The 22,323-nt window shown below is 69.3% G+C and carries 18 protein-coding genes and 2 pseudogenes; 9 read left to right on the forward strand and 11 right to left on the reverse strand.

The features are described 5' to 3' along the window. Positions 1 to 42 precede the first annotated feature (42 nt). Positions 43 to 1,212 carry a LacI family DNA-binding transcriptional regulator gene (locus AB0M29_RS35275; RefSeq protein WP_365390416.1) on the forward strand — a complete coding sequence of 390 codons (1,170 nt, stop codon included), beginning with the start codon at positions 43 to 45 and terminating at the stop codon, positions 1,210 to 1,212. 259 nt (positions 1,213 to 1,471) lie between these two features. Here the strand turns inward: AB0M29_RS35275 and AB0M29_RS35280 are convergent, their stop codons facing one another. From AB0M29_RS35280 to AB0M29_RS35290, 3 genes and pseudogenes are all read right to left on the reverse strand, one after another. Further along, entirely contained in the window at positions 1,472 to 2,449 is a 978-nt protein-coding gene (locus AB0M29_RS35280) for an alpha/beta hydrolase (RefSeq protein ID WP_365390497.1), read from the reverse strand. Between the two features lie 88 nt (positions 2,450 to 2,537). After that, on the reverse strand, positions 2,538 to 3,041 hold the full coding sequence (locus tag AB0M29_RS35285) for a DinB family protein (protein WP_365390417.1): 504 nt from the start codon (positions 3,039 to 3,041) through the stop codon (positions 2,538 to 2,540). Positions 3,042 to 3,084: 43 nt separating this feature from the next. Then, positions 3,085 to 3,718: pseudogene (locus AB0M29_RS35290) on the reverse strand (class I SAM-dependent methyltransferase). 88 nt (positions 3,719 to 3,806) lie between these two features. On the opposite strand from AB0M29_RS35290, the gene AB0M29_RS35295 reads away from it, so the two are divergent. The 6 genes from AB0M29_RS35295 to AB0M29_RS35320 all read left to right on the forward strand — a co-directional run bounded on the left by AB0M29_RS35295 (position 3,807) and on the right by AB0M29_RS35320 (position 11,120). Continuing rightward, complete coding sequence (locus AB0M29_RS35295) at positions 3,807 to 4,415, forward strand: XRE family transcriptional regulator (protein WP_365390419.1); 609 nt, start codon at positions 3,807 to 3,809, stop codon at positions 4,413 to 4,415. A gap of 755 nt (positions 4,416 to 5,170) precedes the next feature. Further along, a complete protein-coding gene (locus tag AB0M29_RS35300) occupies positions 5,171 to 6,403 on the forward strand; it encodes a histidine kinase (protein ID WP_365390422.1) in 1,233 nt (410 codons plus the stop codon). Positions 6,404 to 6,423: 20 nt separating this feature from the next. Next, positions 6,424 to 7,119, forward strand: a complete 696-nt coding sequence (locus AB0M29_RS35305; RefSeq protein ID WP_365390498.1) for a response regulator transcription factor — start codon at positions 6,424 to 6,426, stop codon at positions 7,117 to 7,119. Positions 7,120 to 7,293: 174 nt separating this feature from the next. Beyond that, positions 7,294 to 7,719, forward strand: a complete 426-nt coding sequence (locus AB0M29_RS35310) for a hypothetical protein (protein ID WP_365390425.1) — start codon at positions 7,294 to 7,296, stop codon at positions 7,717 to 7,719. Positions 7,720 to 7,746: 27 nt separating this feature from the next. After that, complete coding sequence (locus AB0M29_RS35315; RefSeq protein ID WP_365390428.1) at positions 7,747 to 8,514, forward strand: ABC transporter ATP-binding protein; 768 nt, start codon at positions 7,747 to 7,749, stop codon at positions 8,512 to 8,514. Then, on the forward strand, positions 8,514 to 11,120 hold the full coding sequence (locus AB0M29_RS35320) for an ABC transporter permease (protein ID WP_365390430.1): 2,607 nt from the start codon (positions 8,514 to 8,516) through the stop codon (positions 11,118 to 11,120). Before AB0M29_RS35315 ends, AB0M29_RS35320 begins: the two co-directional genes overlap by 1 nt. A gap of 509 nt (positions 11,121 to 11,629) precedes the next feature. Here AB0M29_RS35320 and AB0M29_RS35325 read toward each other — a convergent pair. From AB0M29_RS35325 to AB0M29_RS35360, 8 genes and pseudogenes are all read right to left on the reverse strand, one after another. Beyond that, a complete protein-coding gene (locus AB0M29_RS35325) occupies positions 11,630 to 13,027 on the reverse strand; it encodes a ferric reductase-like transmembrane domain-containing protein (protein WP_365390432.1) in 1,398 nt (465 codons plus the stop codon). 64 nt (positions 13,028 to 13,091) lie between these two features. Then, positions 13,092 to 13,646, reverse strand: a complete 555-nt coding sequence (locus AB0M29_RS35330; protein WP_365390434.1) for a hypothetical protein — start codon at positions 13,644 to 13,646, stop codon at positions 13,092 to 13,094. A gap of 74 nt (positions 13,647 to 13,720) precedes the next feature. Next, positions 13,721 to 15,112: a DUF1996 domain-containing protein gene (locus AB0M29_RS35335; protein ID WP_365390500.1), complete on the reverse strand. Its 1,392-nt coding sequence runs from the start codon at positions 15,110 to 15,112 to the stop codon at positions 13,721 to 13,723. 18 nt (positions 15,113 to 15,130) lie between these two features. After that, positions 15,131 to 15,736, reverse strand: a pseudogene (locus AB0M29_RS35340) (discoidin domain-containing protein); the annotation flags it as partial. A 524-nt stretch (positions 15,737 to 16,260) separates the two neighbouring features. Beyond that, positions 16,261 to 16,557 (reverse strand): hypothetical protein, encoded by a 297-nt coding sequence (locus AB0M29_RS35345; RefSeq protein WP_365390436.1) that lies wholly within the window; start codon positions 16,555 to 16,557, stop codon positions 16,261 to 16,263. A gap of 419 nt (positions 16,558 to 16,976) precedes the next feature. After that, entirely contained in the window at positions 16,977 to 17,420 is a 444-nt protein-coding gene (locus AB0M29_RS35350; RefSeq protein ID WP_365390438.1) for a roadblock/LC7 domain-containing protein, read from the reverse strand. Continuing rightward, the gene (locus AB0M29_RS35355; protein ID WP_365390440.1) at positions 17,410 to 19,467 is read right to left on the reverse strand and encodes a nitrate- and nitrite sensing domain-containing protein; all 2,058 of its coding nucleotides are present in this window, start codon (positions 19,465 to 19,467) and stop codon (positions 17,410 to 17,412) included. Before AB0M29_RS35355 ends, AB0M29_RS35350 begins: the two co-directional genes overlap by 11 nt. 307 nt (positions 19,468 to 19,774) lie before the next feature. After that, positions 19,775 to 20,425: a TetR family transcriptional regulator gene (locus tag AB0M29_RS35360; protein ID WP_365390442.1), complete on the reverse strand. Its 651-nt coding sequence runs from the start codon at positions 20,423 to 20,425 to the stop codon at positions 19,775 to 19,777. 172 nt (positions 20,426 to 20,597) lie between these two features. Here AB0M29_RS35360 and AB0M29_RS35365 point away from each other — a divergent pair, with 172 nt between their 5' ends. Next, positions 20,598 to 21,242 (forward strand): amino acid permease, encoded by a 645-nt coding sequence (locus AB0M29_RS35365; protein WP_365390445.1) that lies wholly within the window; start codon positions 20,598 to 20,600, stop codon positions 21,240 to 21,242. 4 nt (positions 21,243 to 21,246) lie between these two features. Continuing rightward, a complete protein-coding gene (locus tag AB0M29_RS35370) occupies positions 21,247 to 22,323 on the forward strand; it encodes a porin PorA family protein (RefSeq protein ID WP_365390448.1) in 1,077 nt (358 codons plus the stop codon).

A 22,323-nucleotide genomic window follows, 5' to 3' on the forward strand; every position in this document is an offset into this window, starting at 1 on the left:
AGAACAACTCGACCCGGCCCCACGGAGAAAGCAGACAGCTTCATGACTCGGAGACTTGCCGAAGTGGCCAAGCGGGTGGGCGTCAGCGAGGCGACGGTGAGCCGGGTGCTGAACGGCAAGCCGGGCGTCTCTGACAGCACCCGGCAGGCGGTGCTGACCGCGCTGGACGTGCTTGGCTACGAGCGGCCGACCCAACTGCGGGGTGTACGGGCCCGGTTGGTGGGTCTGGTACTGCCCGAGCTGCAGAACCCGATCTTCCCCGCGCTCGCGGAGGTCGCCGGGGGCGCCTTGGTCCAGCTCGGCTTCACCCCCGTGCTCTGCACCCGCACCGCGGGCGGGCTGACCGAGGCCGAGTACGTGACGATGCTGCTGGACCAGCAGGTCTCCGGCGTCATCTTCTGCGGCGGCCTGAGCGCCGAGGAGTACGGCGCGCTCCTGCGACGGGGTGTGCCCGTCGTCCTGCTCAACGCCGCGGTCGACTACGCGGCGATCCAGACGGAGCCCCAGCCCGACAGGTCCCCAGCCCGGCCGCTCGACCGGCCGGTCCCCGCGCACCGCGGCGCGTACCGGCCCGCCGAACGGTACCAGGACCGGCTGGACCGCAGAACGGTCCGGACGCTCGGTTTTCCGCAGGTGTCGACGGATGATGTGGCGGCGGTGCAGCAGGCGTACGCGCATCTGTCGTCGCTCGGCCACACCCGTATCGGCCTGATGGTCGGCCCCGCCGACCACACGCCGTCGCGTCGTAAGGCCGCCGCCTTCACCACGCTGGCCGCACGCTCGGCGGCGGGTAAGGCCGCGCACCCCATCGGCAACGCCCTCTTCTCCTTCGAAGGCGGCCAGGCCGTCGCCACCGAACTCCTGACCACTGGCATCACTGCACTCATCTGCGGCAGCGACGTCCTCGCACTCGGCGCCATCCGCGCCGCCCGCCGCCAAGGACTCACCGTCCCCCACGACCTGTCCGTCGTCGGCTACGACGACTCCGCCTTCATGAACTACACCGACCCGCCCCTGACCACACTCCGCCAACCCATCGAAGCCATGTCCCGCGCCGCCGTCACCCTCCTCGCCAACCAGATCAACGGCACCAACCCCACCCCCAAAGAACTCCTCCACGAACCCGAACTCGTCGTCCGCCACTCCACCGCCCCCCACCACCAAGGCGGCCGCCTCCCCCAGCCCGGCCTGCGCGCGGTCGGCACCGACTGACCCGCCCGGCCGTGAGGGGTGTTGCAATGACCAAGCCGCGCCGGACATGTAAATCGCGTGGACCTGCTCCGCTCGCAGAGAAGCGTGGCCAATACCTTCAGCTCATGGCCCAGGGAATGAGCAACTCGGCCCCTGCCGAGAGGTGGGCATCAACCGCAAGACCGGGAAGGTCAGCGATCACGCAATTCGGGGGTCTGTACGGTCCCCGGCAGAGTGGGTACTGCCGCCCATGCCGAACGGTGCCGCTTTGGTAACGTGGTCATCCGTCGAGGAAACGCAACAGCTCGGCGGTGACGAACCGAGGGTTTTCCTCGACGAGCCAGTGCCCGGCTTTCGGCACGTCCACCGCCCGCACGATGTTGGTCATGCGCGGGGCGACTGTGCGCTGGATCGCTTCGAGTTGCCCTTGGGCGGTCATGAGCAGGGTCGGGACACGCACCGGTGCTGTTGCCACGGTGTCCCGGACGTCTTTGTCGAGGGCGCGGTAGAGCTCGAAGCCGCCCGACAGGACGTTGGGCCGACTGTAAGTTCGTGCGTACTCGTCGATCTCGGCGCCGGTGAACGGGGACCGGTCGGAGGTGCCACCGAACGCCGTTCCACCGAACGAGACCTGGGGATAGAACAGTGCCAGGTACTCGCGGACATCATCATGCACGACCGCCTCGGGGACTCGTCGCTGGGATTGAAAGGCGATGTGCCAACTCAGCGAGCGGTAGGTGCGTGCATCGATCGCGGGCCCCGGAAGCGGCAGGTCGAGGTAGCCGAGGCGTGCGGTGTCGTCGGGGAATTGGCTGGCGTACTGGAATGCCACTGCGGCACCGAAATCGTGCCCGATGACACGGGCATCACGCACCCCGAGCCGAGTGGCAATCAGCTTGTGAACGTACCGCGCCAGCGTGGCTTTGTCGTAGCCGGTGGGTGAGCCGGTGCTGTCGCCCAGTCCGGGAAGGTCGACGGCGTAGACGGTGTGGCGCTTGGCGAGTTCCGGCATGATCGGCCACCAGCCGAACCAGGTCTGTGGCCAACCGTGTATCAGCACGACCGGTGTGCCGCTGCCGCCCTTCACGTAGTGCATACGGACGCCGTCGACGTCGGCGAACTTGTGCCGGAAGGTCTCTTGGAACCGGGGATCGTCCTGGGTGGCGGCGGCGTAGGCGGGAACATCAGCACAGGCTGCCGACGTGGAGGCGGCGGTGGAACAGGCTGTGGCGGCGATCGTGAGCAGGAGGGTGAGCATCACGGTTGCCGCCGTGTGCACGGAACGCAGGGAGCGGCGTGGCGGCCGTAGTTCTGTGATCATGTGCTTCCGTCCTGGAGAGGGTGGGTCAGCGGCCGGTCGTGCCGTCGATGAGTTCGCGGAGGATGTCGGCGTGGCCCGCGTGCCGGCCGGTCTCCTCGATCATGTGTGTGAGTGCCCAGCGGATGCTGGGAGCGGGGCGGTCCGGCCGTGGTCGGGGGACCGGTGCGCCGAGATCGGTGCACCGGTCGAGAACGTCGTTCGCGTGCTTGACCGCGTCTCGGTAGCGGGTGACGACATCTGCCGCGCTGTCCGCCGGTGCGGCTTGGAATGTCGCCTGCCAGTCGGTGACGTCGTCCCCGAGGAACATCGAACGCTCGACGAACGTCAGGTGGTTGAGCAGGCCGAGCAGGTTCGTGCCCGACGGCACCGTGGCTGTGCGCACCTGCGGCTCGGGGGCGCCGTCCACCTTCGCGGCGAGCGAGGTCCGGAGGTAGTCGAGGAATCCGCGCAGGATCTCGGTCTCGTTGCCTCCGGTCCGGGGCGGCGGGGTGTCGCGGCGGCGGTTGCGGCGTGTTGTGGTGTTGGGCACTGGGGTCTCGCTTCCTTTGTCGAGGCGGGTGCCGGCCACCGGGTCAGGTGGTGCGGCGGATGAGGAGGACATGGTCGGTGACCTCGGCAGTGCGCCCGTCTGGTCCGGTCGCGGTCCGCCGGGGTGCGTCGGCCCGCTCGACCGTCCATGTCTCTGGGGCCAGATCGATACCAGCGGCGACCTCCTGCGGGCTCGGGTACCGGGTATCGGGGTCCTGGTTCCACGACCACGGCGCGGCCGAGCCGTGGTCGACGACCAGCAGCCGCCCGCCCGGGTGCAGTGCGTGCGCGGCCGAGCGCAGTACGGTCGCCCGGTCCAGGTCGAAGGGGGTGTGCAGGTAGTGGGCACAGATCAGGTCGAATCCGCTGGACGGGAAGGACGTGTGCAAGTCGTGCCGCACCGCGGTGACGCGGTCGCCCAGGCCGTGTGAGCGGGCGAGGGCGGCGAGTCGCTCGACCGCCACGGCCGAGATGTCGGCGGCTGTGACCTGCCACCCCTGGCGGGCGAGCCACAGTGCGTCGCCGCCGTGGCCGCATCCGAGGTCCAACGCGTCACCGGGCGGCAGGCCCGTTACCGTCTCGGTGAGGCGAGCATTGGGCTGCGGGTTGCCGGCTGCCGGCTGCCGACCGGGCCGCGTAGACGCGGTCCCAGAAGGCGACCGCATCGGTGGTGCTCATCAAGACTCCTTGTGTCGGTAGGCGCTCAGTCTTGCCAGGCGCACCACGACCTGACACGAAACCTTGCAGTAATGGCAAGATGGGTCTCATGGATCACCCGACGGACGACGACGTGCTCGACGCGGTGGGACCACGGCTTCGTGCGCTGCGTCGTGACCGCGGCATCACCCTCGCCGACCTCGCGTCGACGACCGGCGTGTCGGAGAGCACCTTGTCCCGGCTGGAGAGTGGGCAGCGCCGGCCGAGCCTGGAACTGCTGCTGCCACTGGCCCGTATCTACGACGTTCCGCTGGACGACCTCGTCGGCGCCCCGCGCACCGGCGACCCCCGGATCCACCTCAAGCCGATCAGCCGGTTCGGCATGACCTTCGTGCCCCTGTCCCGGCGACCGGGCGGTGTGCACGCGTTCAAGATGATCATCCCCGCCCGGCCGGAACCTCTCGAACCGACCCCGCAGACCCACGAAGGCTTCGAATGGCTCTACGTGCTCAACGGACGCCTGCGACTCGTGATCGGGGAGCGTGACCTGATACTGCCGCCCGGTGAGGCAGCCGAGTTCGACACGTCCTCGCCCCACTGGCTGGGCAGCGCCGACAGCCGCGTAGTGGAGCTTCTCGTCCTGTTCGGCCTGCAAGGGATGCGCGCGCACGTGCACACCAACCCCTATGGCTCGTCCCAGGCCGGGAGCCGGCAGTGAACTCAGCGAGATGCCCACACTGAACCGCCGACTTGTATGGGGGTAGCGGAACGCGGTCGGGTTGGCCGCTCGTAGCGTGCCGTAGGACGCCGGGCCGGATGGCTCGTGAACCGTCTGCCGCTCTTCGGGGCTGGCTCTCCCGGGGTTATGTCGCCGGTCTGGTGTCGGGTTTTGACATTCCTGCCCTGATGACAACCCTGCCAGCGCTCGTGCCGTGGAGTGCATGGCCTGTGATGTGGACGCTTCCGGAGCCCAGGAAGACGCGCCCCGACCCTGACCGGCGGGCGGTGAACCGCCGCGGTTGTCCTTCGCCTGAAGCACTGCGAGGCATCGCCACCCGCTACGAGAAGACCGCGACCCTCCACTTGGCAGGAATGCATATCGCCGGCATCTTCCCCTGGTCCGCCCGCTGATGCCCTAATTCTGTGGGTTCGCCGAACCCAGATGTGCGAATAGCGCGGTTGCCAATGGGGCGTTCGACTGCGAGATGGCCCGTAGGGAGGAGGGCGACTTGATCAGGCAGACGCTGGCGGACTGACGGCACATCGAAGCTCCGGTTCGGCAGGGCGACTTGAGAGGTCACCCATTCCAACCGGAGCTTAGCCTCCAGCCCACACCCCGCTGACCAGCAGGAATACCACCGCCCAGAGAAACGCCCTCCAGGCGGTCCCACCCATGTCCACGCAGGGCAGACCCAGGTACTCCAAGCCATCGAATTACGTCGAACCCGGGACCGGTGCCGTAGCCTGTGGCGCATGGTGCGCCGGATACTGGCCTTGCCGTGGGTCCACACGGCGTACGACATCGCCCTCGCGGTGCTGGTGGTCCGCCTGGCCCACAGCTACAACATGTCCTACGACCAGACCATCGGCTGGTCGATGGCATTGGCCGTGGTGTTCCGCCGACGGTGGCCGATGACCATGATGACGGTGGTCGGCGGGCTGGCGCTGGTGCAGTACGTGCTGGCCGAGTACCCGGACGACCCGCTGGCGTCCGGCGCCGCGGCCTACGACGCGGCGCTGCTCATCGCGATGGTCTCGGTGGTCACCCACGCCCGGCGGACCTGGCAGATCTGGGCGTCGGGGGCGATCCTGCTGTTCGGTGTGGTGCTGGAGTCCGGGTTCGGTCTGCCCGACACGCAGGACCACTACGCGGACCCGGCCGGCCTGGCCCTTTACGGCGGTGTCTTCTCGGCCCTGTGGCTGACGGCCATGGTGCTGCGCACGCGCCGGCTGTACGTCGCCAGCCTGGAGGAGCGGGCCGCCACCGCCGAGCGGGAGCGCGAGCACCTGGTACAGCTCGCCGCCGCCGAGGAACGGGCCGAGATCGCACGAGAGTTGCACGATGTGGTGGCCCACAGTCTGGCCGTGATGATCCTGCAGGCCGACGGGGCCGGTTACGTCCTCAAGTCCGACCCGGAGAAGGCGACTTCGGCGCTGAGGGCCATCGGCGACACCGGCCGGGACGCGCTGGAAGACATGCACCGGATCGTGAAGGTGCTGCGCACTGGGCGGTCCCCGGTCGGGCAGGACGACGCGGCGGACACGAAAGCCGCCCGGCGCCGGGTGTCGCTGGACGATCTGGAGACGGTCGCCGAGCGGGCCCGGGCGGCGGGCCTGGAGGTGGATCTGGTCGTGGAGGGCGAGCGGGGCGGGCTGTCCACGGCTGACGAGCTGACAGTGCTGCGGATCGTCCAGGAGAGTCTGACCAACGTGCTGCGGCACGCCGGGCCCGGCGCCCGGGTCTCCATCGCCCTGCAGTTCGAGAAGGACGTCATACGGATCGGCGTGGTCGACGACGGGGCGGGTAGGCTCACCGGCTCGCGGGCCGTGACCGAGGGGCGCAGCGGCGGGAACGGGCTGGTGGGGATGCGCGAACGGGTGGAGGTGTCCGGCGGCACGTTCGCCGCCGGGCCGCGGCTGGGCGCGGGATGGCAAGTCGACGCGGCGATCCCCGTCAAGGAGGCTTCGGTGAGGACGGCGGGATGAGCGAGGGGACGAGAGACGGCATGACGGACGGTACGACGGACACGGACGGGCGCGACGGGCCGATACGGGTCGTCGTCGTGGACGACCAGCCGCTGATCCGGGCGGGGTTCGCGATGGTGCTGGCCCCGCAGGACGATATCGAAGTCGTCGGCGAGGCCGAGAACGGCGCCGACGCCCTCGCGCTGCTGGCCCACACCAGGGCGGACGTCGTCATCATGGACATCCGCATGCCCGTCATGGACGGTGTCGAGGCCACCCGGCAGCTCAGCAAACTCCATGGTTCTCCGAGGGTTTTGGTGCTCACCACCTTCGACACTGACGAGGACGCCTTCGCCGCACTGCAGGCCGGGGCGAGCGGCTTCCTGCTGAAGAACACCCCGCCGGAGGAGGTCGTGACGGCGATCCGGGTGGTGTCGGACGGCGAGTCCGTCGTGTCGCCGCGCGTCACCCGCCAGTTGCTGGACCGGTTCGCGGGAAAGCTCGCGCCCACGGACCGCACCGACGAGCGACTGGAGCAACTGACCCTGCGCGAGCGGGAGGTGCTCAGCCTGGTCGCCGAGGGCCTGTCCAACGGCGAGATCGCGGCCGCCCTGTTCATCGCGGAGGCCACCGTGAAGACCCACATCGGGAAGGTCCTCACCAAACTGGACCTGCGGGACCGGGTGCAGGCCGTCATCTTCGCCTACGACTCGGGGCTTGTCAGCCCACGGTCGTAGTCCCCACCTCCCACTCGGGTCGCAGACCCGCGATGCTCGGATCAGTTCACGATCCGATGTGCAGAGGCGCCCGGTCTTCGAGAATTCCATCCATACCGAACGGCGAAAGTCCGCAAAAAAGCAGGACGCAAACCGTCGGACGAAAAGCATCGGATCGAGTTCCCGGAGGCCACCATGTCCGTTTCCGCACGCCCACGTCACCGTCTGACGATCGTCATCGGCTCCCTCGCCCTCGTGGTTCTCACCGGCGTCGGCATCGCCGGCGGTTACTGGTGGCACGAGCGCAACCTGCCCAGCCAGGCCTCGAAGGCCGACTGCACGCTGGCCCAGCAGATCATCGACGAGGCACAGAAGCTGCCCACCGGCGACAAGAAGGCCGTCGACAAGTGGGAGAAGGACACGGCGACGCTGCGCCGGGCGCACATGAAGGACGGCTACCTCGGCTACGACATCGCCCAGTACGAGGGGTGGATGGCCACGAAGGCGAAGGGCGAGACCTTGGAGCAGACAAAGAAGGACATGCTGCACATCGCCGCCCAGGCCAACTCCCACTGCACGGACGCCAAGGTCACGCTCGCGTTCCCGTCGCTGAACTCCTGACCCGGCCCGGCGAAGGGAATTCATGTCATGACCAACCCGCACACCACGGACCACCCTGCTGTCGACGGCAGGATCGCCTCGGCCGTCGACCTGGTCAAGACCTACCGGCAGGGGCAGGCGGAGATCAAGGCTCTGGACTCGGTGACGGTCGGCTTCGACCGTGCGCGGTTCACAGCCATCGCTGGCCCCTCGGGCTCGGGCAAGTCCACGCTCATGCACTGCCTGGCAGGGCTCGACTCCGCCACCTCGGGCCAGGTCTTCCTGGGCGACGACGAGTTGACGGGCATGTCCGACCGCGAGCTGACCCGCGTACGGCGTGACAAGGTCGGCTTCGTCTTCCAGTCCTTCAACCTGCTGCCCCAGCTGACGGCGCTGGAGAACATCGTCCTGCCCGTCACCCTGACCGGCCGCCCCCTCGACCGGGACCTGCTGGACCACCTCGTCGGCATCCTCGGCATCGGCGACCGCATGTCCCACCGGCCGTCCGAACTCTCCGGCGGCCAGCAGCAGCGCGTGGCCCTGGCCCGCGCGTTGCTCGCCCAGCCCGTCGTGCTGTTCGCCGACGAGCCCACCGGCAACCTGGACTCGCGCTCGGGCGCCGAGGTCCTCGACTTCCTGCGCCGCTCGGTGCGAGACCTCGGCCAGACCGTGGTCATGGTGACGCACGACCCGCGCGCCGCCGCCCACGCCGACCGCGTGCTCGTCCTCGCCGACGGCCGGATCGTCGACGACGTCGACGCGGCGTCCGGCGCTGACGTCACGCTGGCCCTGCGAAACCCGAGGAGGGCCGCCTGATGAGCACCCCCTGGCAGCGGGTCACCCCGTGGCGGGCCAGTGTTCTTGGCTCGCAGCTCGCCGAACTCCTGCGTCGTCCGGGCCGGTTGGTGACGACGGGACTGTCGGTCCTGGTGGCCGCGTTCGTGGTCTTCGCCACGATCATGGCCCAGGAGATCACCACGAACACCACCCTCGACAACTTCCGCGGCACCACGAAGGCCGTGGACCTGGTCGCCATGGCCGGCGACAGCAACATCAGCGCCACGGCGCTCCAGCGGATCCGCGCGCTGCCGGGGGTGGCGGAGGCCGTCGGACGCGTCAACGCCGGCGCCCCCGTCACCGGCCCGTCCCAGCACTGGCTGGAACTCCACTCCGACCCCGGCACCGGCCCGCTCTCCCAGGTCGAACTGGTCGAGGGCAGCTACCCCGAACGCGCTGGCGAACTCGCCGTCAACCGCCGGGCGGCCGAGGAACTGGGGCTCGCCCCCGGCACTCGGACGACCATGAAGGTCCCGGACGCCAAGGACGCGGAGAAGACCGTCAAGGTCCCCGTCACGGTCATCGGCGTGGTGAAGAGCACCACGACCGCCGAGCAGCAGTCCGGCGGCTACACCACCGACGCGTTCATCGCCCCCTTCGCGGGCCTGCCGGGCTACGAGCACATCGACATCGTCGCCAAGTCCGGTGTCTTGCAAGCCGAGTTGACGGGCCAGGTGCGCGCCGCACTCGACGGGGCCGGCAAGGCCTCGGCGAAGGCGAAGCTCGTCACCGGCGGCGCCGTACGTGCCGCGGAGGAGCGCGAGGCCGTCGGCGGGGACCTCCGCGAGCTCTTCCAGTTGATCTCCGTGTTCCTCGCCGTCGCTGTCGGGGCCGCCGCCCTGGTCGCCACCTCCGCCTTCCGGATCGTCTTCGCCCAGCGGCTGCGGCAGTTGGCGCTGCTGCGCGCCATCGGTGCCCCGCAGCGCCGGGTGGTGGCCGCGCTCGCCGCCGAAGGGGCCCTGGTCGGCGCGGTCGCCGGCACCATCGGGGTACTGCTCGCGTTGGGCGCCGGGCATCTCGCCCCGTCGGCCGCCCGTATCCTCACCGGACAGGAACTGTCGGCGCCGGGTCTCCCCGTCACGGACGCCGCGCTGGTCGTCGTGGGGACGATCCTCGTCAGCGTCGGAGCGGTTCTCGCGCCCGCCCTGTCGGCGGCCCGGGTCTCGCCGTTGCAGGCCCTGCGCAGTGCGGGCACCGTCGCGGGCGAACGCCGGATCGGTGGCGGCCGCCTCGCCGTCGGCGTTGTCCTCGCTGGCGCGGCCACCGGACTCGCCGTCCTGCTGCTCCGCAACCTCCCCGAGCCCGGCGAGCAGGACTACGACCGGGGCCTCGGCATGCTGGTCACCGTCGCCTCGGCGGGCCTGGCCTTCCTGGCGCTGGTCGTCCTGGGCCCCCTGCTGGTCCGCCCCATCCTGGCGGTGACCGGCTGGCCGCTGCGCCGGCTCGGCACCACCGGCCGGCTCGCCGTCAGCGGCGTCGGCGGTACCCCGCGCCGGGCCGCGGCGGTCTCCGTCGTCGTCGCGCTCGGGGTCGCCCTGGTGTCGGGCGCCCTGGTCGCCGTCGCCTGTCTCACCGCCTACAACCAGGGCACCGAGGCCGTCGACGCCCCCGCCGACTTTCGGGTGACGTCCGAGGCCAAGGGCCTGGACGCCGCTGTCGTACGGCGGTTCGCGGCACTGCCCGAGCTCACCCACGTCACCGGCTACCGGACCGTCCAGGTCACCGCGGGCCCCAAGGACGCGCACGTCCAATACGAGGTGTCGGACCTGGACCCGGGCGCCCTGCCCACCGGCCGGTACATCGACACCGCCACCGGATCCCTGTCGGATCTGGGCCCTGGCAGCGCGGTCGTCGCGTCCGGCGTGGCCGACGCATTCGGCGTGCGGGCGGGCGACTCGTTCACCGTCACGTCGAGCCGGGGGAACATCCGGCTGACCGTCGCCGCCACGCTGCCCGAAGACGGCCCGGGACAGGCCGACATCCTCGTGGTCCCCGCCGATCTCACCCGCATGGGCGCCACCGAAAGCACCGGCGGCATCTTCGCCGACGCCGCCACGTCCGGCCTCGCCGCCCGCGGCAAGGCGCAACGGGCCCTGGAGACCGTGATACGGGAACACGTCCCCGACCCGGACGACGTCACCATCAGCGTCCTGGCGGACGACCGGGACAATACCCGGGCCACCATCGAGACGATGGGCGTCACCGCGCTCGGCCTTGTCGCCCTGACCGTCCTCATCGCGGTCGTCGGCGTCACCGCCACCACCAGCCTGACCACGATCGAACGGACCCGTGAGTTCGGCCTGTTGCGCGCGCTGGGCCTGGGCGGCGAAGCACTGCGCCGCACGATCACCATGGAGGCCGGCCTGTACGGCGTCCTCGGCGCCTCCCTCGGCCTCGCGCTCGGCGTCCCGTACGCCTGGCTCCTCGTCCGTGTCGCCGTGGCCAACGCGCCTCTGGTCCTGCCTGGCGCCCAACTCGCCCTGGTCTTCTGTGCCTTGGCGGCCCTGACCGCATTGGCCGGCCTGCTCCCCGCCCGCCGCGCGACCCGCGTCACACCGATGTCCGTCCTGGGTGGTGCCGAATGAGTGCCTCCGGAAGGCCGAGGGTGCGCGCACCGTGCATGTGATGGGGATCACGTAAAAGGGAAACCTGCCACCCGGGCCGGGCGACCGGGTGCAGGTTCGCCGGGGCGGTCGTCCGGGCGGTTGGAGGTACGGTGACGTCCGGTCCGACTGCTGGGGGGCGTGTCTGTATCGGGGGGGAAGCTTCAAACCTGCTCTCCTCACGTCCCTGTGCTGGCCCCGTTCCCGACTCAGCCCACCGTGGACGGTTCCTCCCGTCGCGGATACCCCACACAAGGCCGTACTTGTCGCACGCCAGATCTCAACTGTGCTTGTACGCCTGCCGCTGGAAGCAGAGGCAGCAGGAGGCGGGCCAAGCCGCCGCTGCCAAAGGCGTATCGGCGCTTGCGGCCTGTCCACGATCCGGCCGTGAGGGTGCTCGCGGCGGTCCCTTTTGCTGGCCGCCCTCGGCGCTGGCGGCAGCGCTTGGAGCAACCCGCCCCGAACCGCCCGACACGATCCTCCGCGGCAGGTCAGAAGTCGAAGGACTCGCAGCGGATACTGCGCCGGGGCACACCGGCACGGCGCAGCGCGCGGCGGGCGGTGGCAGTCATGCCGGGAGGGCCAGTCAGATAGACCACGTGCGCGGCCAGATCGGGGACGGCAGCGCGCAGGGCCCGGCCGGTCAACGGCAGAGACGGTCCGTGGGGGCCGTCCAGGACGTAGAGGACCCTTGCGCCGCGGGCGGCCGCGATCGCCTCGAGTTCGGCGCGCAGCACGAGATCTTCAGGACCGCGGGCCCTGTAGACGAAGGTGATCTTGCCGGGCAGCGTCTCGAAGAGGGCACGCAGCGGTGCGATGCCGATGCCGCCGCCCAGCAGCAGCACCTTCGGAGCGGGAGCCGCCTGCCTGGTGAGAGCCCCGTACGGTCCTTGCGCCCACACCCGCGTGCCGGGCCGGACCTGGGTCAAAGCCTGGCTGTGCGTACCCGCGGCCTTCACGGTGATCCGCAGGAAGCAGTCGCCCGGCGGCGCGGACAAGGAGTAGGGGTTTGCCGTCCACCACATGCCGCGGGTCAGGAAGCGCCAGCGGAAGAACTGGCCCGGCTCGGCGCCGAGGCCGGGCAGGTCACGTCCGGTGACCAGCACCGATACCACACCTGGTGCTTCGTGACGCACCTCCGCCACCTGTAGGCGATGCCGAAGCGCGCGCCGTGGCGGGGCGATGAGCCTGTGGTGCACCAGCAGGTACACGACCACGCCGCACAACAGCCACCAAGCGGCCCGGACGGCTGGCGCGGCGACGAGATCGGGGCCGGCCAGCTCGTGGGTGAGGGCGAGAGCCATCGCGGCGTACGTCGTCAGGTGCACGCGGTGCCAGATGCCATGTCCGAGGTGGCGCCGGGCTGCTCGCGCCGAGACGGCGGCAACCGCGAGCAGCAGGACCAGGGCGACCAGCGCCTGCTGGAGCCGGGGGTCGGCGCCGAGGCGCCCGGTCAGCCGCTGCCACAGGGTGCCGCTGGCTTTGGAGGTCCAGTGCGCAGTGGCCAGTACGGTGTGGACGCAGGCCAGCCCTATGGTGCAGCGTCCGGCCACCGAGTGCCCTCGGACCAGTTGGGCGGTACCCACGGTACGTTCAAGCAGCGGAACCCTGGCCATCAGGCCGAGCAGGACGATGCCGGTATACCCGGCGAGCAATCCCGACAGACGGGCGCCCGAGGCGACGAGACCGCCTGCACCCGCGGGTAAACCGCCGGTTGCCCACCAGGACGCGGTGACGGCAGTCGCGCCGAGCAGCAGCGCGCCCAACAGGACCGCACCGGGGTCGGCGCGCCGCCACGGGCGGGCCGGTGCGGGGTTGGGCCGGCGGCCACCACGGTGGCGGGGGCCGGCCCGGCCCGCGCCGCGCCCGGCTGTCGCGCCGCCGCTCATACGCACCGGCGCGGGGAGCGAGGCAGCTTCAGCAGAGCCGTTTGCCGCGTACCCTGTCGCGCGGTCACTGTTCCTTCCAGCAGATCAGAACGGTCGTGGCAACGGTACGGGCCACCTGGGAGCGGGTTCGCGTGCCGAGCCGGGCGGGCAGGGCGCTGACGTCGACGTGCAGGACTGTGAGGTCTTTGCGGACGAACACCGACCCGTCGGCTACGGAGAACGCCTGCTCTCCCATGCCTGGCAGGGGGCTGGCACGTTCCGCCGCCTGAGCTGCGGAGAAGGAGGCGGTGACTGCCGAGGCGTCGGGCAGGTCTTCCACGGACAGCCGTATGGTGCCGGACGGATACCGGTAGGAGCAGCTGTTGACGTGGTCCGACCAGACAGCCTTCGGCGGCTCGGTGGTGCTGACGCCGAGGGCGCCCTCGATGTCCTCGGCGGCCTCGTACGAGCAGACCAGCGCCGCCGCCTTGGAGGGGCCCGTGGCAGCAGCCGTGTCCGGGGACGAGGACGTGGAGCGGGAGGGGGCCTGGGAGGTGTCGGAGGCGCCGCATCCGACGGCCAGCAGGAGGAGGGCCAGAAGAGTTCCCGGCAGCGGCATCCGGGTCTGTGCAATGGTCACGGGGGGCCTTGGGGAAGTCGGTGCGGGTGGCCGACCCGGTGGGGGTCGGGCCGGCCACGACGTGCACAGATGGATCAGGGAAGCAGGTACTGCTCGTTGAGGGCAGCGCCCTTGCCGGGCTGCGTCTCGTCGTAACCGCGGGCGTTGCACTGCAGGCCGCCGTTGATGCAATGCGTCACCAGCGCCTGGAGCGTCGGCTGGTCCCACGCGTTCATGAAGTCGTAGTGAAACGAGAAGCCGCGGCCGCTGGAGAAGTGCACCTGCGACATGTCGCCGTTGACGGGGAAGGCCATCTTGAACTCGAGCATCGGCAGGGCGATCGGGTGGTCCTTGGGGCACACACCGTCCACGGCGTATGCCATGTGACTCTTGTGGTCAGGGGTGTCCAGGTACAGGCCGTTCCAGCAACTGGGCGCCTGGAAGCGGATGTTCAGCTCGGTGCCGACGGGGCAGGTGGCCGGGATGTCGATGTTCCAGGAGGCGTTGCCGCACTCGAAGCCCTCAACGAAGCCGGGCTGGTCGTGGAACTCCTCGGCGGTGGCCTTGGGGTCGCCGACCACGAACCGCAGGCCCGGCGGGAACGGCCGCACGGCCGTGTAGTCACGGATTCCGGTCTTGTAGTAGATGACCTGCGGGCCGACCGGGTCGACGGCCTTGTCGCCGTTGTAGAGCGTCGGCATCCAGTACGCCGACTTGTCACCGGGTGCCTTGCACGCGGCAGGCGGCGAAGACTTGAGGTCCGCGGGAGTGGTGGACGCGTTGGTGATGGTGTTGCCGAGGAAGGTGTGCATGTGCGACGCGCCCGGCTTGCCCGGGTAGACGATCGGGTCGTCAGGGGCGTCGTGGGTGGCGTTGCAGTTGGCCTGGAACTCGTGGAAAAGGGCGTGTGCCGGGTTGCCGTTGGCCGGGGTAGCGCCGGTGACCTGCGGGTTGGCGGGGATGTAGCCCGGGCCTCCGGGAGCCGGTGCGCCCGGGAGGGTGCCGTAGGCCTGAAACTCCCACAGTGAGACGCCATGGGCGGTGGCACGGGCGGTGGTGTACAGCCGGATGTAGCGGCCCGAGCCGGTCACGTCGAGCGTCTGGGTGCCGCCCTTGCCGGTCGTGGTGGTGTAGATCGGCTTCCAGTCCGCACCGTTGTCGGAGGTCTGGATCTCGAAGCCAGACGCGTAGGAGTTCTCCCAGTGCAGCACCACCTTGCTGATCTCGGCGGTGGAGCCGAAGTCAACCCTCAGCCACTGCTTGTCGAGGAACTGGCTCGACCACCGGGTGGTGTCGTCGCCGTCGGTCGCGCCGCGCGCGGCGAATCCGGCGCTCTCGAAGGTGGAGGCGATGGTGGGACGGCTCTGGGATATGAGCGTCGCCACACCGGCGGGCGCGTCCGGTGGCGAGCCGACTTGCGTCGTGGCGGGCGCTCCGCCGTCAGACGGCGCGGTGGGGGTGCCATCGGTCCCGCCGGGTCCGTACACCTGGAACTCGTAGAGCGAGATGCCGTACTGGCTGCTGCGCTGGGTGCCGGTCAGCCGAACGTAGCGGCCCGAGCCGGTCACGTCGAGCGTCTCGGTGCCGCCCTTGCCGGTGGTCGTGGAGTACACCGATGTCCACTGCTTGGCGTCCGGTGAGACCTCGATGCGGTACGCCGTGGCGTGGGCGGCTTCCCAGTGCAGAACGATCTGATCGATCGCGCTCGTGGCGCCAAGGTCGATCTGGATCCACTGGTCGTCGCGGAAGGCGCTGGACCAGCGGGTGTTGCTGTCGCCGTCGGCGGCAGCGGCGGCGGGCCAGGCGCCGCCCTCGACCGATGAAGCGGTCACCGGTTTGCCTTGTGAGAGCAGGGGGCCGGCTGCCGAGGCGGAACGGGTGCCGACCTGGAACGTCGCGAAAGCGATGGCGGCGGCGGCCAGTACCGCCACCCCCGACAGGCCCAGCCAGCGGCGTCGGGCGTGTCGCCGCCCTGAGCGTTTGGGGAATCCCATGAGTCCTCCGAAGAACAAGAGCAGGTTGAAGGAGACGCGCTCCCCCGGCGTCATGCGGTCGTGAAAGACCGAAGAAGGTCCGGGATGTGATCGACCGGACGCCGCACAGCTTGGCATAAACCCAGGGGTTTGCGGAATCCCTGTGAGGGTTTATTTACGTATCGAGTTCGAAACTGCCAGGCGATGGCGGATGCTACTGCGGACCGGCATCATGAAAAGACGGAGAGTGACGCGTAGCCCGGGGTCGGCAGTACCCCTGGAGCCCACTTCACGTCAAAGAATGCGCAGGTCAGCGACGTGCGGAACCGGGCGCTTGGAGGTGGAGCGGATTCACGGGGGCAGTAAGAGAAATAGTCTCCAGAAAAATGTTATTTCGCAGCGCTCATTCCGGTCATCTCCTCACGAGACCAGGTGTCTTTGTCGACATTTCATCGGTCTCAGCATTCATGGGAGCGATTCCATATGCTGACCGGGGCGACCACGACGAACAGCGGCAGACGCCTGCGGTTCACCACAACTTTGACGGAGCCTCAGACTCCAGCGCATGCAGGGCTGATTCAAAGTCTGGGTGATCATGTGGTGTTGCTGGTCAGGGCGGGCTGATCAGGTCCAGAGGGCTGGTGAAGGGGGTGCAGGAGACCTCACGCAGGCCTGCGATGTCCGGCAGCCCGCAGGCTGCTGATCACGAAGCTGCGCAGAGTGGCCATGTTCTCGGGGCCGTGCCCGGTGCGGATCTTCGAGGCGTCTTCGCCGAACATGGTGTCTCTCACATGGTGCACAGCCTCGATGCCCCAGCGGGCGCGGGTGAATCGGCCGATGGCCTGCGGTGATGCTGCGGCACCGGAAGGTCGGTGATGCTGTAGACGGCCCTCGCGGGTGGTCTTGTGTGCCACGTGGAGGAAGTCCAGGTGCAGATCGGTAATGGTGAGGGTGCGCACCGAGCGGATTTCTCGGCGCCCGTGCCCGACCTCGCGCTCGTAAGCACGCGGTGGCCTCCTTCCCCGGCCAGCTCTCGCAGGACTTCGTGCAGCGCCGGCTGGTTCCGCTTGACGCGGCCGGCACGCCGAGGCGGGCCAGGGTCTCCTGGGGCGCGGTCGGGCATACTGGCCGATGGCCAGGTAGGGGCGGGCCCCGGCAAGCACCGCACAGCAGGCGGTGAGCAACACTGCTACCAGCCAGTGGCAGCGTCCACGCCGGTCCCGCGGATCGCGAAGAACAGCCAGACCATCAGCGATGCGTTTCGCGGCACGCTGGGCCGTGGTGGGCGACTCGGCAGCCAGTCCCCGCCCGGCGATACAGGGGCGTCGATACCAGGCCCATGGGCTCCTGAACCCGGCAGCTCGCTGTGATGTCCGGCTCAGAGTCCTCCGAATGTTCCCGGGAGTTCGCTGAGAAGTTGCGGCGTCAGCAGTGCGCCGGCCCGGTCAGCGAGGACAGCCATCTCGTAGCCGACGAGACCGATGTCGCAGTCCTCCTCGGCGAGCACGCCGAGGCAGGAGCCGTCTCGTATGTGCTTCACCATCATGAAGCCGTCGACCATCTCAATCATGACGAGCTTCATTCCGCGGAAGCCATGCGTCGAGGCGGCGTTGTGGGTGAGAGAGGCGATGCCGGACACGACGGCGGCAAGGTGGTCCGCGCGATCGCGGGTAAGGCCTTCCGAAGATGCGATGAGCAGTCCGTCCGAGGAGACCGCGACGGCGTCGATGACACCGTCGGCGGAGCGGACGAACTCGGAGATGAGCCAGGCGAAGTTCTGTTGTGAGGAAGTCACGGGGTTCCTAGGGTTCCTATCTGGCATCGGCGCGTGCAACGCCCGCTCGGAAGCCGTTCAGCAGGGACGAGACTCTGCTTCGTGGGTCCGTTGGCGGGACCTCGTCGGGTGCGAGGACCTGGGCGGGCAGGGTGACCAGTGCGGACACACCCCCGCCGGGAGTGTCGGAGAGCAGTGCCTCGACGCCGAGACGGTCAGCGAGGCGGCCCACCACGTAGTGACCGAGGTAGCGACCGGCGGCTGCGCGGGCCGCGTCCTTGCCGGCGATGCGGGCGTTGGCAAGCGTGAGGTCCTCCGGAGACATTCCCACACCGTGGTCGACGATGGCGAGGCAGTACTCGCCGCCGTCCGCCCAGCCGTGGACGTCAACGGGCTGGGTCGGCGGAGAGAAGGCCAGCGCATTCTCGATCAGTTCGGCCAGCAGATGGGACAGTTCGCCGACTGCCCGGCCGCTGATACGGCACGGCTCCATCCCGAGTATCGCGACCCGCTGGTACTGCTCGACCTCACCGAGCGCGGACTGGACCAGTTCCAGACTACTGGCGGTCACCGTGCTGATCTGGGGACTGCGCTCGTCCGCCAGGACGAGGAGGCTTTCGGCGTTGCGGCGCATCCTGGTTGCCAGGTGGTCGAGTTTGAAGAGCTCGGCCAGTGCCTCGGGGTCGAGTTCCTGCTGTTCGAGGGCTGTGATCAGACTCAACTGGCGGCGGAGCAGTCCCTGGTTGCGGCGGCCGAGGCTGGCGAGTGACTCCGTGGCGGTGCGACGCAGCACGGCCTGCTCTGCGGCGAGACCGAGGGCGGTCTGTTCGACGTTGCGCAGAGCGGAGACTGCCCTGCTGACCTCCCGCGCGCTGCCGGGCAGTTCCCGATCGTCGTACTCGGGTGGCACGACGAGTTCACCGCTGTGGATGCGCGCCACAGTGTCGGGTAGACGGCGCCGGGCGACGTCGTCGGCCTCGCGGGCCAGCGCGTCGAGGGGCTTGGTGATAGATCGGTCAGCGACAACGGCTGCGGTAACGAGGGCTGCTGCCACCAGTACGGCCACGGCGAGGTACCCGGCCAGGGCGAGGGTCGCCTCCTCGCTGAGAGTCTCCGCACGCGCCTTGGCATCGGCGTGGATTCGTTGCTGTGCGCGGTAGACGGTCTCACCAACGCGGGTCATGTCGCTGTTGAGCCCGGCCGCGTTGATGTGGATCCGTGACCCGTCGGAGGTCTTGAGGGCCGCGCGCTCCATGGCGTCGAGGCGCTGGGTCGCCGGCGAGGAAAGCATGTTCTTCACGGCATCGCTCTGGGCTGGTGTGGCGACGGTGAAGAAGCGGGCCATGGCGGATCTCCGGGTTGCCCACGTCTCGATGAAGTCGAGGAATTCAGTTCCTCGGAACGACCCTGCGGCCACGACACTGCCAAGCAGGTTGATTTCCTGGCTACCCGATTCCTGGACCTCGGCGAGAGCCTGGAGGGCGGCCAGACTGTCACGCAGTCGTCTGTCGCCGCTGGTGGCCTTGCCGACTGCTGGGTCAGCGGCGTTGAGCGCCTCGATCAAGTCGGTGTAGTAAAGCTGGACTTTCTCCTGGTCAGCGGTCCCGGAGTCCACAGACGCACGGATCCGCGCCAGTTGCCCGAAGCGACCCATCGCGTCGGCCACCGCAGGCTCGTCGTCCAGTTTCCGACGGAAGGCATCGACCTCCTTGCGGCCCTGGGCAAGCAGCGCGCGATCACTCTCGTCGCCTGCGAGCAGGCCGTTGGTAAGAATGCGTTCGCCCTGAAGGTTGTACACCAGGCTCTGGATGCGCGCACCCACCTCGACGTCTTCCCTGGTGGCGAGGGCATTCTGGTATTCCTGTACATGGCTGGCGACGGCTACGCCGGCCATCCCCAGCAGCATGCAGCTGGGTACGGCCAGAATGAGCGACACACGCCCGCGAATGGTGCGCCAGCTGAAGGCCCCGCGCAGGGGCGGGGTGCCTCTGCCCCAGATGGCCTGCGCTTCCGCAGTCGGGGACGGAGGCTGCGGCGTGTGAGGCAGGCCTCGGCGGTGGCCGGTGGGCTTGCCGCTGCCGGAGTCCTGCGTCATCGCACGGCCTCTCTCTACATGCGAACACCCCGCACGGGGGTGAGACTTAGCGGAGAGTGTGGTCTGTGCATACGATTTGGTCAAGCGACCAACCGAATTGTGAGCTCCGGCCGTGATCGACTCGGTCAGGGCATGGGCACCGGGCGGGGGCATGCGGGGAGCACGCCGGACTTCTCAGCACCCGCGATCCTCACCAGACATCGCAGCTCCCGCTCGGCCGCGGTGGCCCGCCTCGCGCCCATGGGGCATCGACGGTGCCGAGGAGATCACGGGCGCAATGCGATCCCCCCGCGAAACCGCCTGTACATCAGTCGGCCGTGTCGGTGACCGTGTCCTGTGCGGCTCGGAGCACGACATCGACGAGTAGGTCGAGCACCTGTTCCGGCCGCGTGCCCTCGGGATCCGCGAGCCAGGACAGCAGCAGACCGTCGAAGGTCACCGCCACGAACTGGGCCAGTACGGCGGCCCGTTGGGGATCAGCCCCCTCGAGCACGGGCGCCAGCGAGCGGGCGGCGAGGTCACGGTATCCGCGGTACTGGTTACGGGCGAGTTCGCGCATCGACGGGGTACGCAGGGCGAGGGCCGTAAGTTCGTAGTAGCCGAGCTGGGTGCCCGGGTCGTCGTAGGCGACCTCGTCCCATGCCGCGCGCAAGGCCGCGCGGAGATCCCCCTCGGTCGTCCCGCCGCCGCGACGACCGCCGATCGCCGCAGTCCGCTCGAGCCGGTCGACGATCTCGCGGACCACGTCTTCGAGCAGTTCACTCTTGTCCGCGAACCAGTAGTGGACGGTGCCCTGGGGGACCCCTGCCTCGTCGGCGATCTTGCGGGTCGTGGCAGCCCCGACTCCTTCCCGCCCGATGACCCGGATGGCCGCCTCGACGAGTTCCTCGCTGGTGGCACGGCGTGCGCGACGGCGGCGGCTCGGAGACTTCGCTGACTCGACGGGTTCGGCACTCATGCGCAGCAGTCTGGCACAGTGCACAATTTTTGGTTACCCGACCGATACATCTGGTCGCGTGACCAAAAGCTGCGTATGCTCCGCACCACTTCGTCATTGGAGCAGCAGAGGAGGAGCCGTGGGAACCGATCAACGACATGCGACGTCCGGGCCGGGCGCGGACGGGACCCCAATGGGTCCAGAGCGCACGCGGCGCGTGCTGTCCACCCGCAGGTTGGTATTCCTGGTCGTCGCCGCCGCGGCCCCAATGGCGGCCATCGCCGGCAACGAACCGCTCGCCCTCGTGCGTGGCGACGGCATCTCGCTGCCCGCCGCGCACGTCATCGCCGCCGCCGTGCTGCTGTGCTTCGCGGCGGGATACTCGGCGATGAGCAGGCGCGTCGTCAACGACGGTGCCTTCTACCTCTTCGTGGCCCGTGCGCTCGGCAAGCAGACCGGCGTCGCCACGGCCTATGTCGCCGCGCTCGGCTATCTGTCGCTCGCGGTCGGGATGTGCGCCGTCTTCAGGTACTTCACCTCGCTGGTGTTCGCCCAGTCCGGCGTGGACGTGCCGTGGGGCGTTTTCAGCGCGCTCGGAGTCATCGTGGTGGCCCTGTTCGGACACCGCAGCGTGGACGTCTCGGCACGGTTCCTCGGCCTGCTCATGGGCCTGGAGTTCGCAGTGCTGCTGGTGCTCGACGTCCTCGTCGTCAGGCACAAGGGCGCCGGGGCGTTCCCGCCGGAGTCCTTCTCGGCCGGTCAGGTCTTCGGCGGACGACGGTCACAGCCGCCGGTTCTTCCGCGGTTCTTCCCTGTCCCCGGGCTCGTCAGGAATTGATGACATGCGTAAGTCAGTCCTCGCATTGGCCGCCGGTGCGGTCGTGTGCGCCGCCGTCGCAGGGGTGATCCGGTTCAAGGTGGTGCCGGACGCCGAGCGCGTCCAAAGCGACCAGAACACCGTCACCCGCTACGCCGGCACCGCCTCCTATCTCGATCAGCATGCAGTGGCCAGTGGCGATCTGGCGCACGCGTTCGTCAAGGACGCGCCGTTCACCGCGGTGGAAACCGTCAAGGCGATCGGGATGCACGGCGACGTCGCGGTCCTGTCGGACGTGACCGCCGTTAACGGCGCCGGCGGAGTGCTCGGCAACCCGACCGCGACGTGGGCCGTCAACAGCAAAACCCTGATGCCGGCGCCTGCGCCGGCCGGCGTTGCCGACGCCCACCAGGGCCTGGCGGTCGGCTTCGCGTTCTCCCCCGGCAAGCACGACTATCCGTGGTGGGACGGCGCGACCGCCACGCAGGCCACCGCCAAGTACGTGCGCAGCGAAAGCCACGGCGGCCGCTCCACCTACGTGTACACCGTGGACGTCTCCGGGGCGTTGAAGGACCCGAGCACGCTGGCGCAACTGCCGCCAGCGGTACCGGCCGCGGTACTCAAGGGCCTGGCCGCGACGATGGCCCCGGACATGCAGGGCGCGCTCGCGTCGCTGCTACCGCCGGGCGGCGACAGCGTGCTGGTGCCGCTGACGTACACATCGTCGACGAAGACCACGATGTGGGTGGACCAACTGAGCGGCACCACCGTCGACGCCGATGCCCGCCAGACGGTCACCGCGCACATGAAGTCGAAGCTGGGCACGACACCTCTGACGCCGGTGCTCGACGTGGACACCAAGATGTCGCCGGCGGGCATCGCGGACGCGGTCAAGCAGTCCAAGGACGACCAGTCGCAGCTGTTGTGGGAGGGCACCGTGGCGCCCTTGGCGTTGGCGGTCGTCGCGCTCGCGCTGATCGTCGGTGCGGTGTTGATGGGTCGGCGCGGTCGGCCCGCGGCTTCGGCCGGCAGGGCGGAGGGCTCGACTGGCGTTGGCGAGGGTGCGCCGGAGCCGCTCGAACCGACCGCTAAGAAAGAGTGA

The sequence above is a fragment of the Streptomyces sp. NPDC051976 genome (genome assembly GCF_040680795.1).
Taxonomy (GTDB): domain Bacteria; phylum Actinomycetota; class Actinomycetes; order Streptomycetales; family Streptomycetaceae; genus Actinacidiphila.

What these genes read in the sequence shown, in the direction of transcription:
- AB0M29_RS35355 (WP_365390440.1), bottom strand. Translation starts at nt 19,467, where the DNA reads ATGACGCAGGACTCCGGCAGCGGCAAGCCCACCGGCCACCGCCGAGGC.
- AB0M29_RS35295 (WP_365390419.1), top strand. Translation starts at nt 3,807, where the DNA reads ATGGATCACCCGACGGACGACGACGTGCTCGACGCGGTGGGACCACGG.
- AB0M29_RS35310 (WP_365390425.1), top strand. Translation starts at nt 7,294, where the DNA reads ATGTCCGTTTCCGCACGCCCACGTCACCGTCTGACGATCGTCATCGGC.
- AB0M29_RS35360 (WP_365390442.1), bottom strand. Translation starts at nt 20,425, where the DNA reads ATGAGTGCCGAACCCGTCGAGTCAGCGAAGTCTCCGAGCCGCCGCCGT.
- AB0M29_RS35365 (WP_365390445.1), top strand. Translation starts at nt 20,598, where the DNA reads ATGGGTCCAGAGCGCACGCGGCGCGTGCTGTCCACCCGCAGGTTGGTA.
- AB0M29_RS35275 (WP_365390416.1), top strand. Translation starts at nt 43, where the DNA reads ATGACTCGGAGACTTGCCGAAGTGGCCAAGCGGGTGGGCGTCAGCGAG.
- AB0M29_RS35315 (WP_365390428.1), top strand. Translation starts at nt 7,747, where the DNA reads ATGACCAACCCGCACACCACGGACCACCCTGCTGTCGACGGCAGGATC.
- AB0M29_RS35370 (WP_365390448.1), top strand. Translation starts at nt 21,247, where the DNA reads ATGCGTAAGTCAGTCCTCGCATTGGCCGCCGGTGCGGTCGTGTGCGCC.
- AB0M29_RS35320 (WP_365390430.1), top strand. Translation starts at nt 8,514, where the DNA reads ATGAGCACCCCCTGGCAGCGGGTCACCCCGTGGCGGGCCAGTGTTCTT.
- AB0M29_RS35325 (WP_365390432.1), bottom strand. Translation starts at nt 13,027, where the DNA reads ATGAGCGGCGGCGCGACAGCCGGGCGCGGCGCGGGCCGGGCCGGCCCC.
- AB0M29_RS35300 (WP_365390422.1), top strand. Translation starts at nt 5,171, where the DNA reads ATGGTGCGCCGGATACTGGCCTTGCCGTGGGTCCACACGGCGTACGAC.
- AB0M29_RS35350 (WP_365390438.1), bottom strand. Translation starts at nt 17,420, where the DNA reads ATGCCAGATAGGAACCCTAGGAACCCCGTGACTTCCTCACAACAGAAC.
- AB0M29_RS35305 (WP_365390498.1), top strand. Translation starts at nt 6,424, where the DNA reads ATGACGGACGGTACGACGGACACGGACGGGCGCGACGGGCCGATACGG.
- AB0M29_RS35280 (WP_365390497.1), bottom strand. Translation starts at nt 2,449, where the DNA reads ATGCTCACCCTCCTGCTCACGATCGCCGCCACAGCCTGTTCCACCGCC.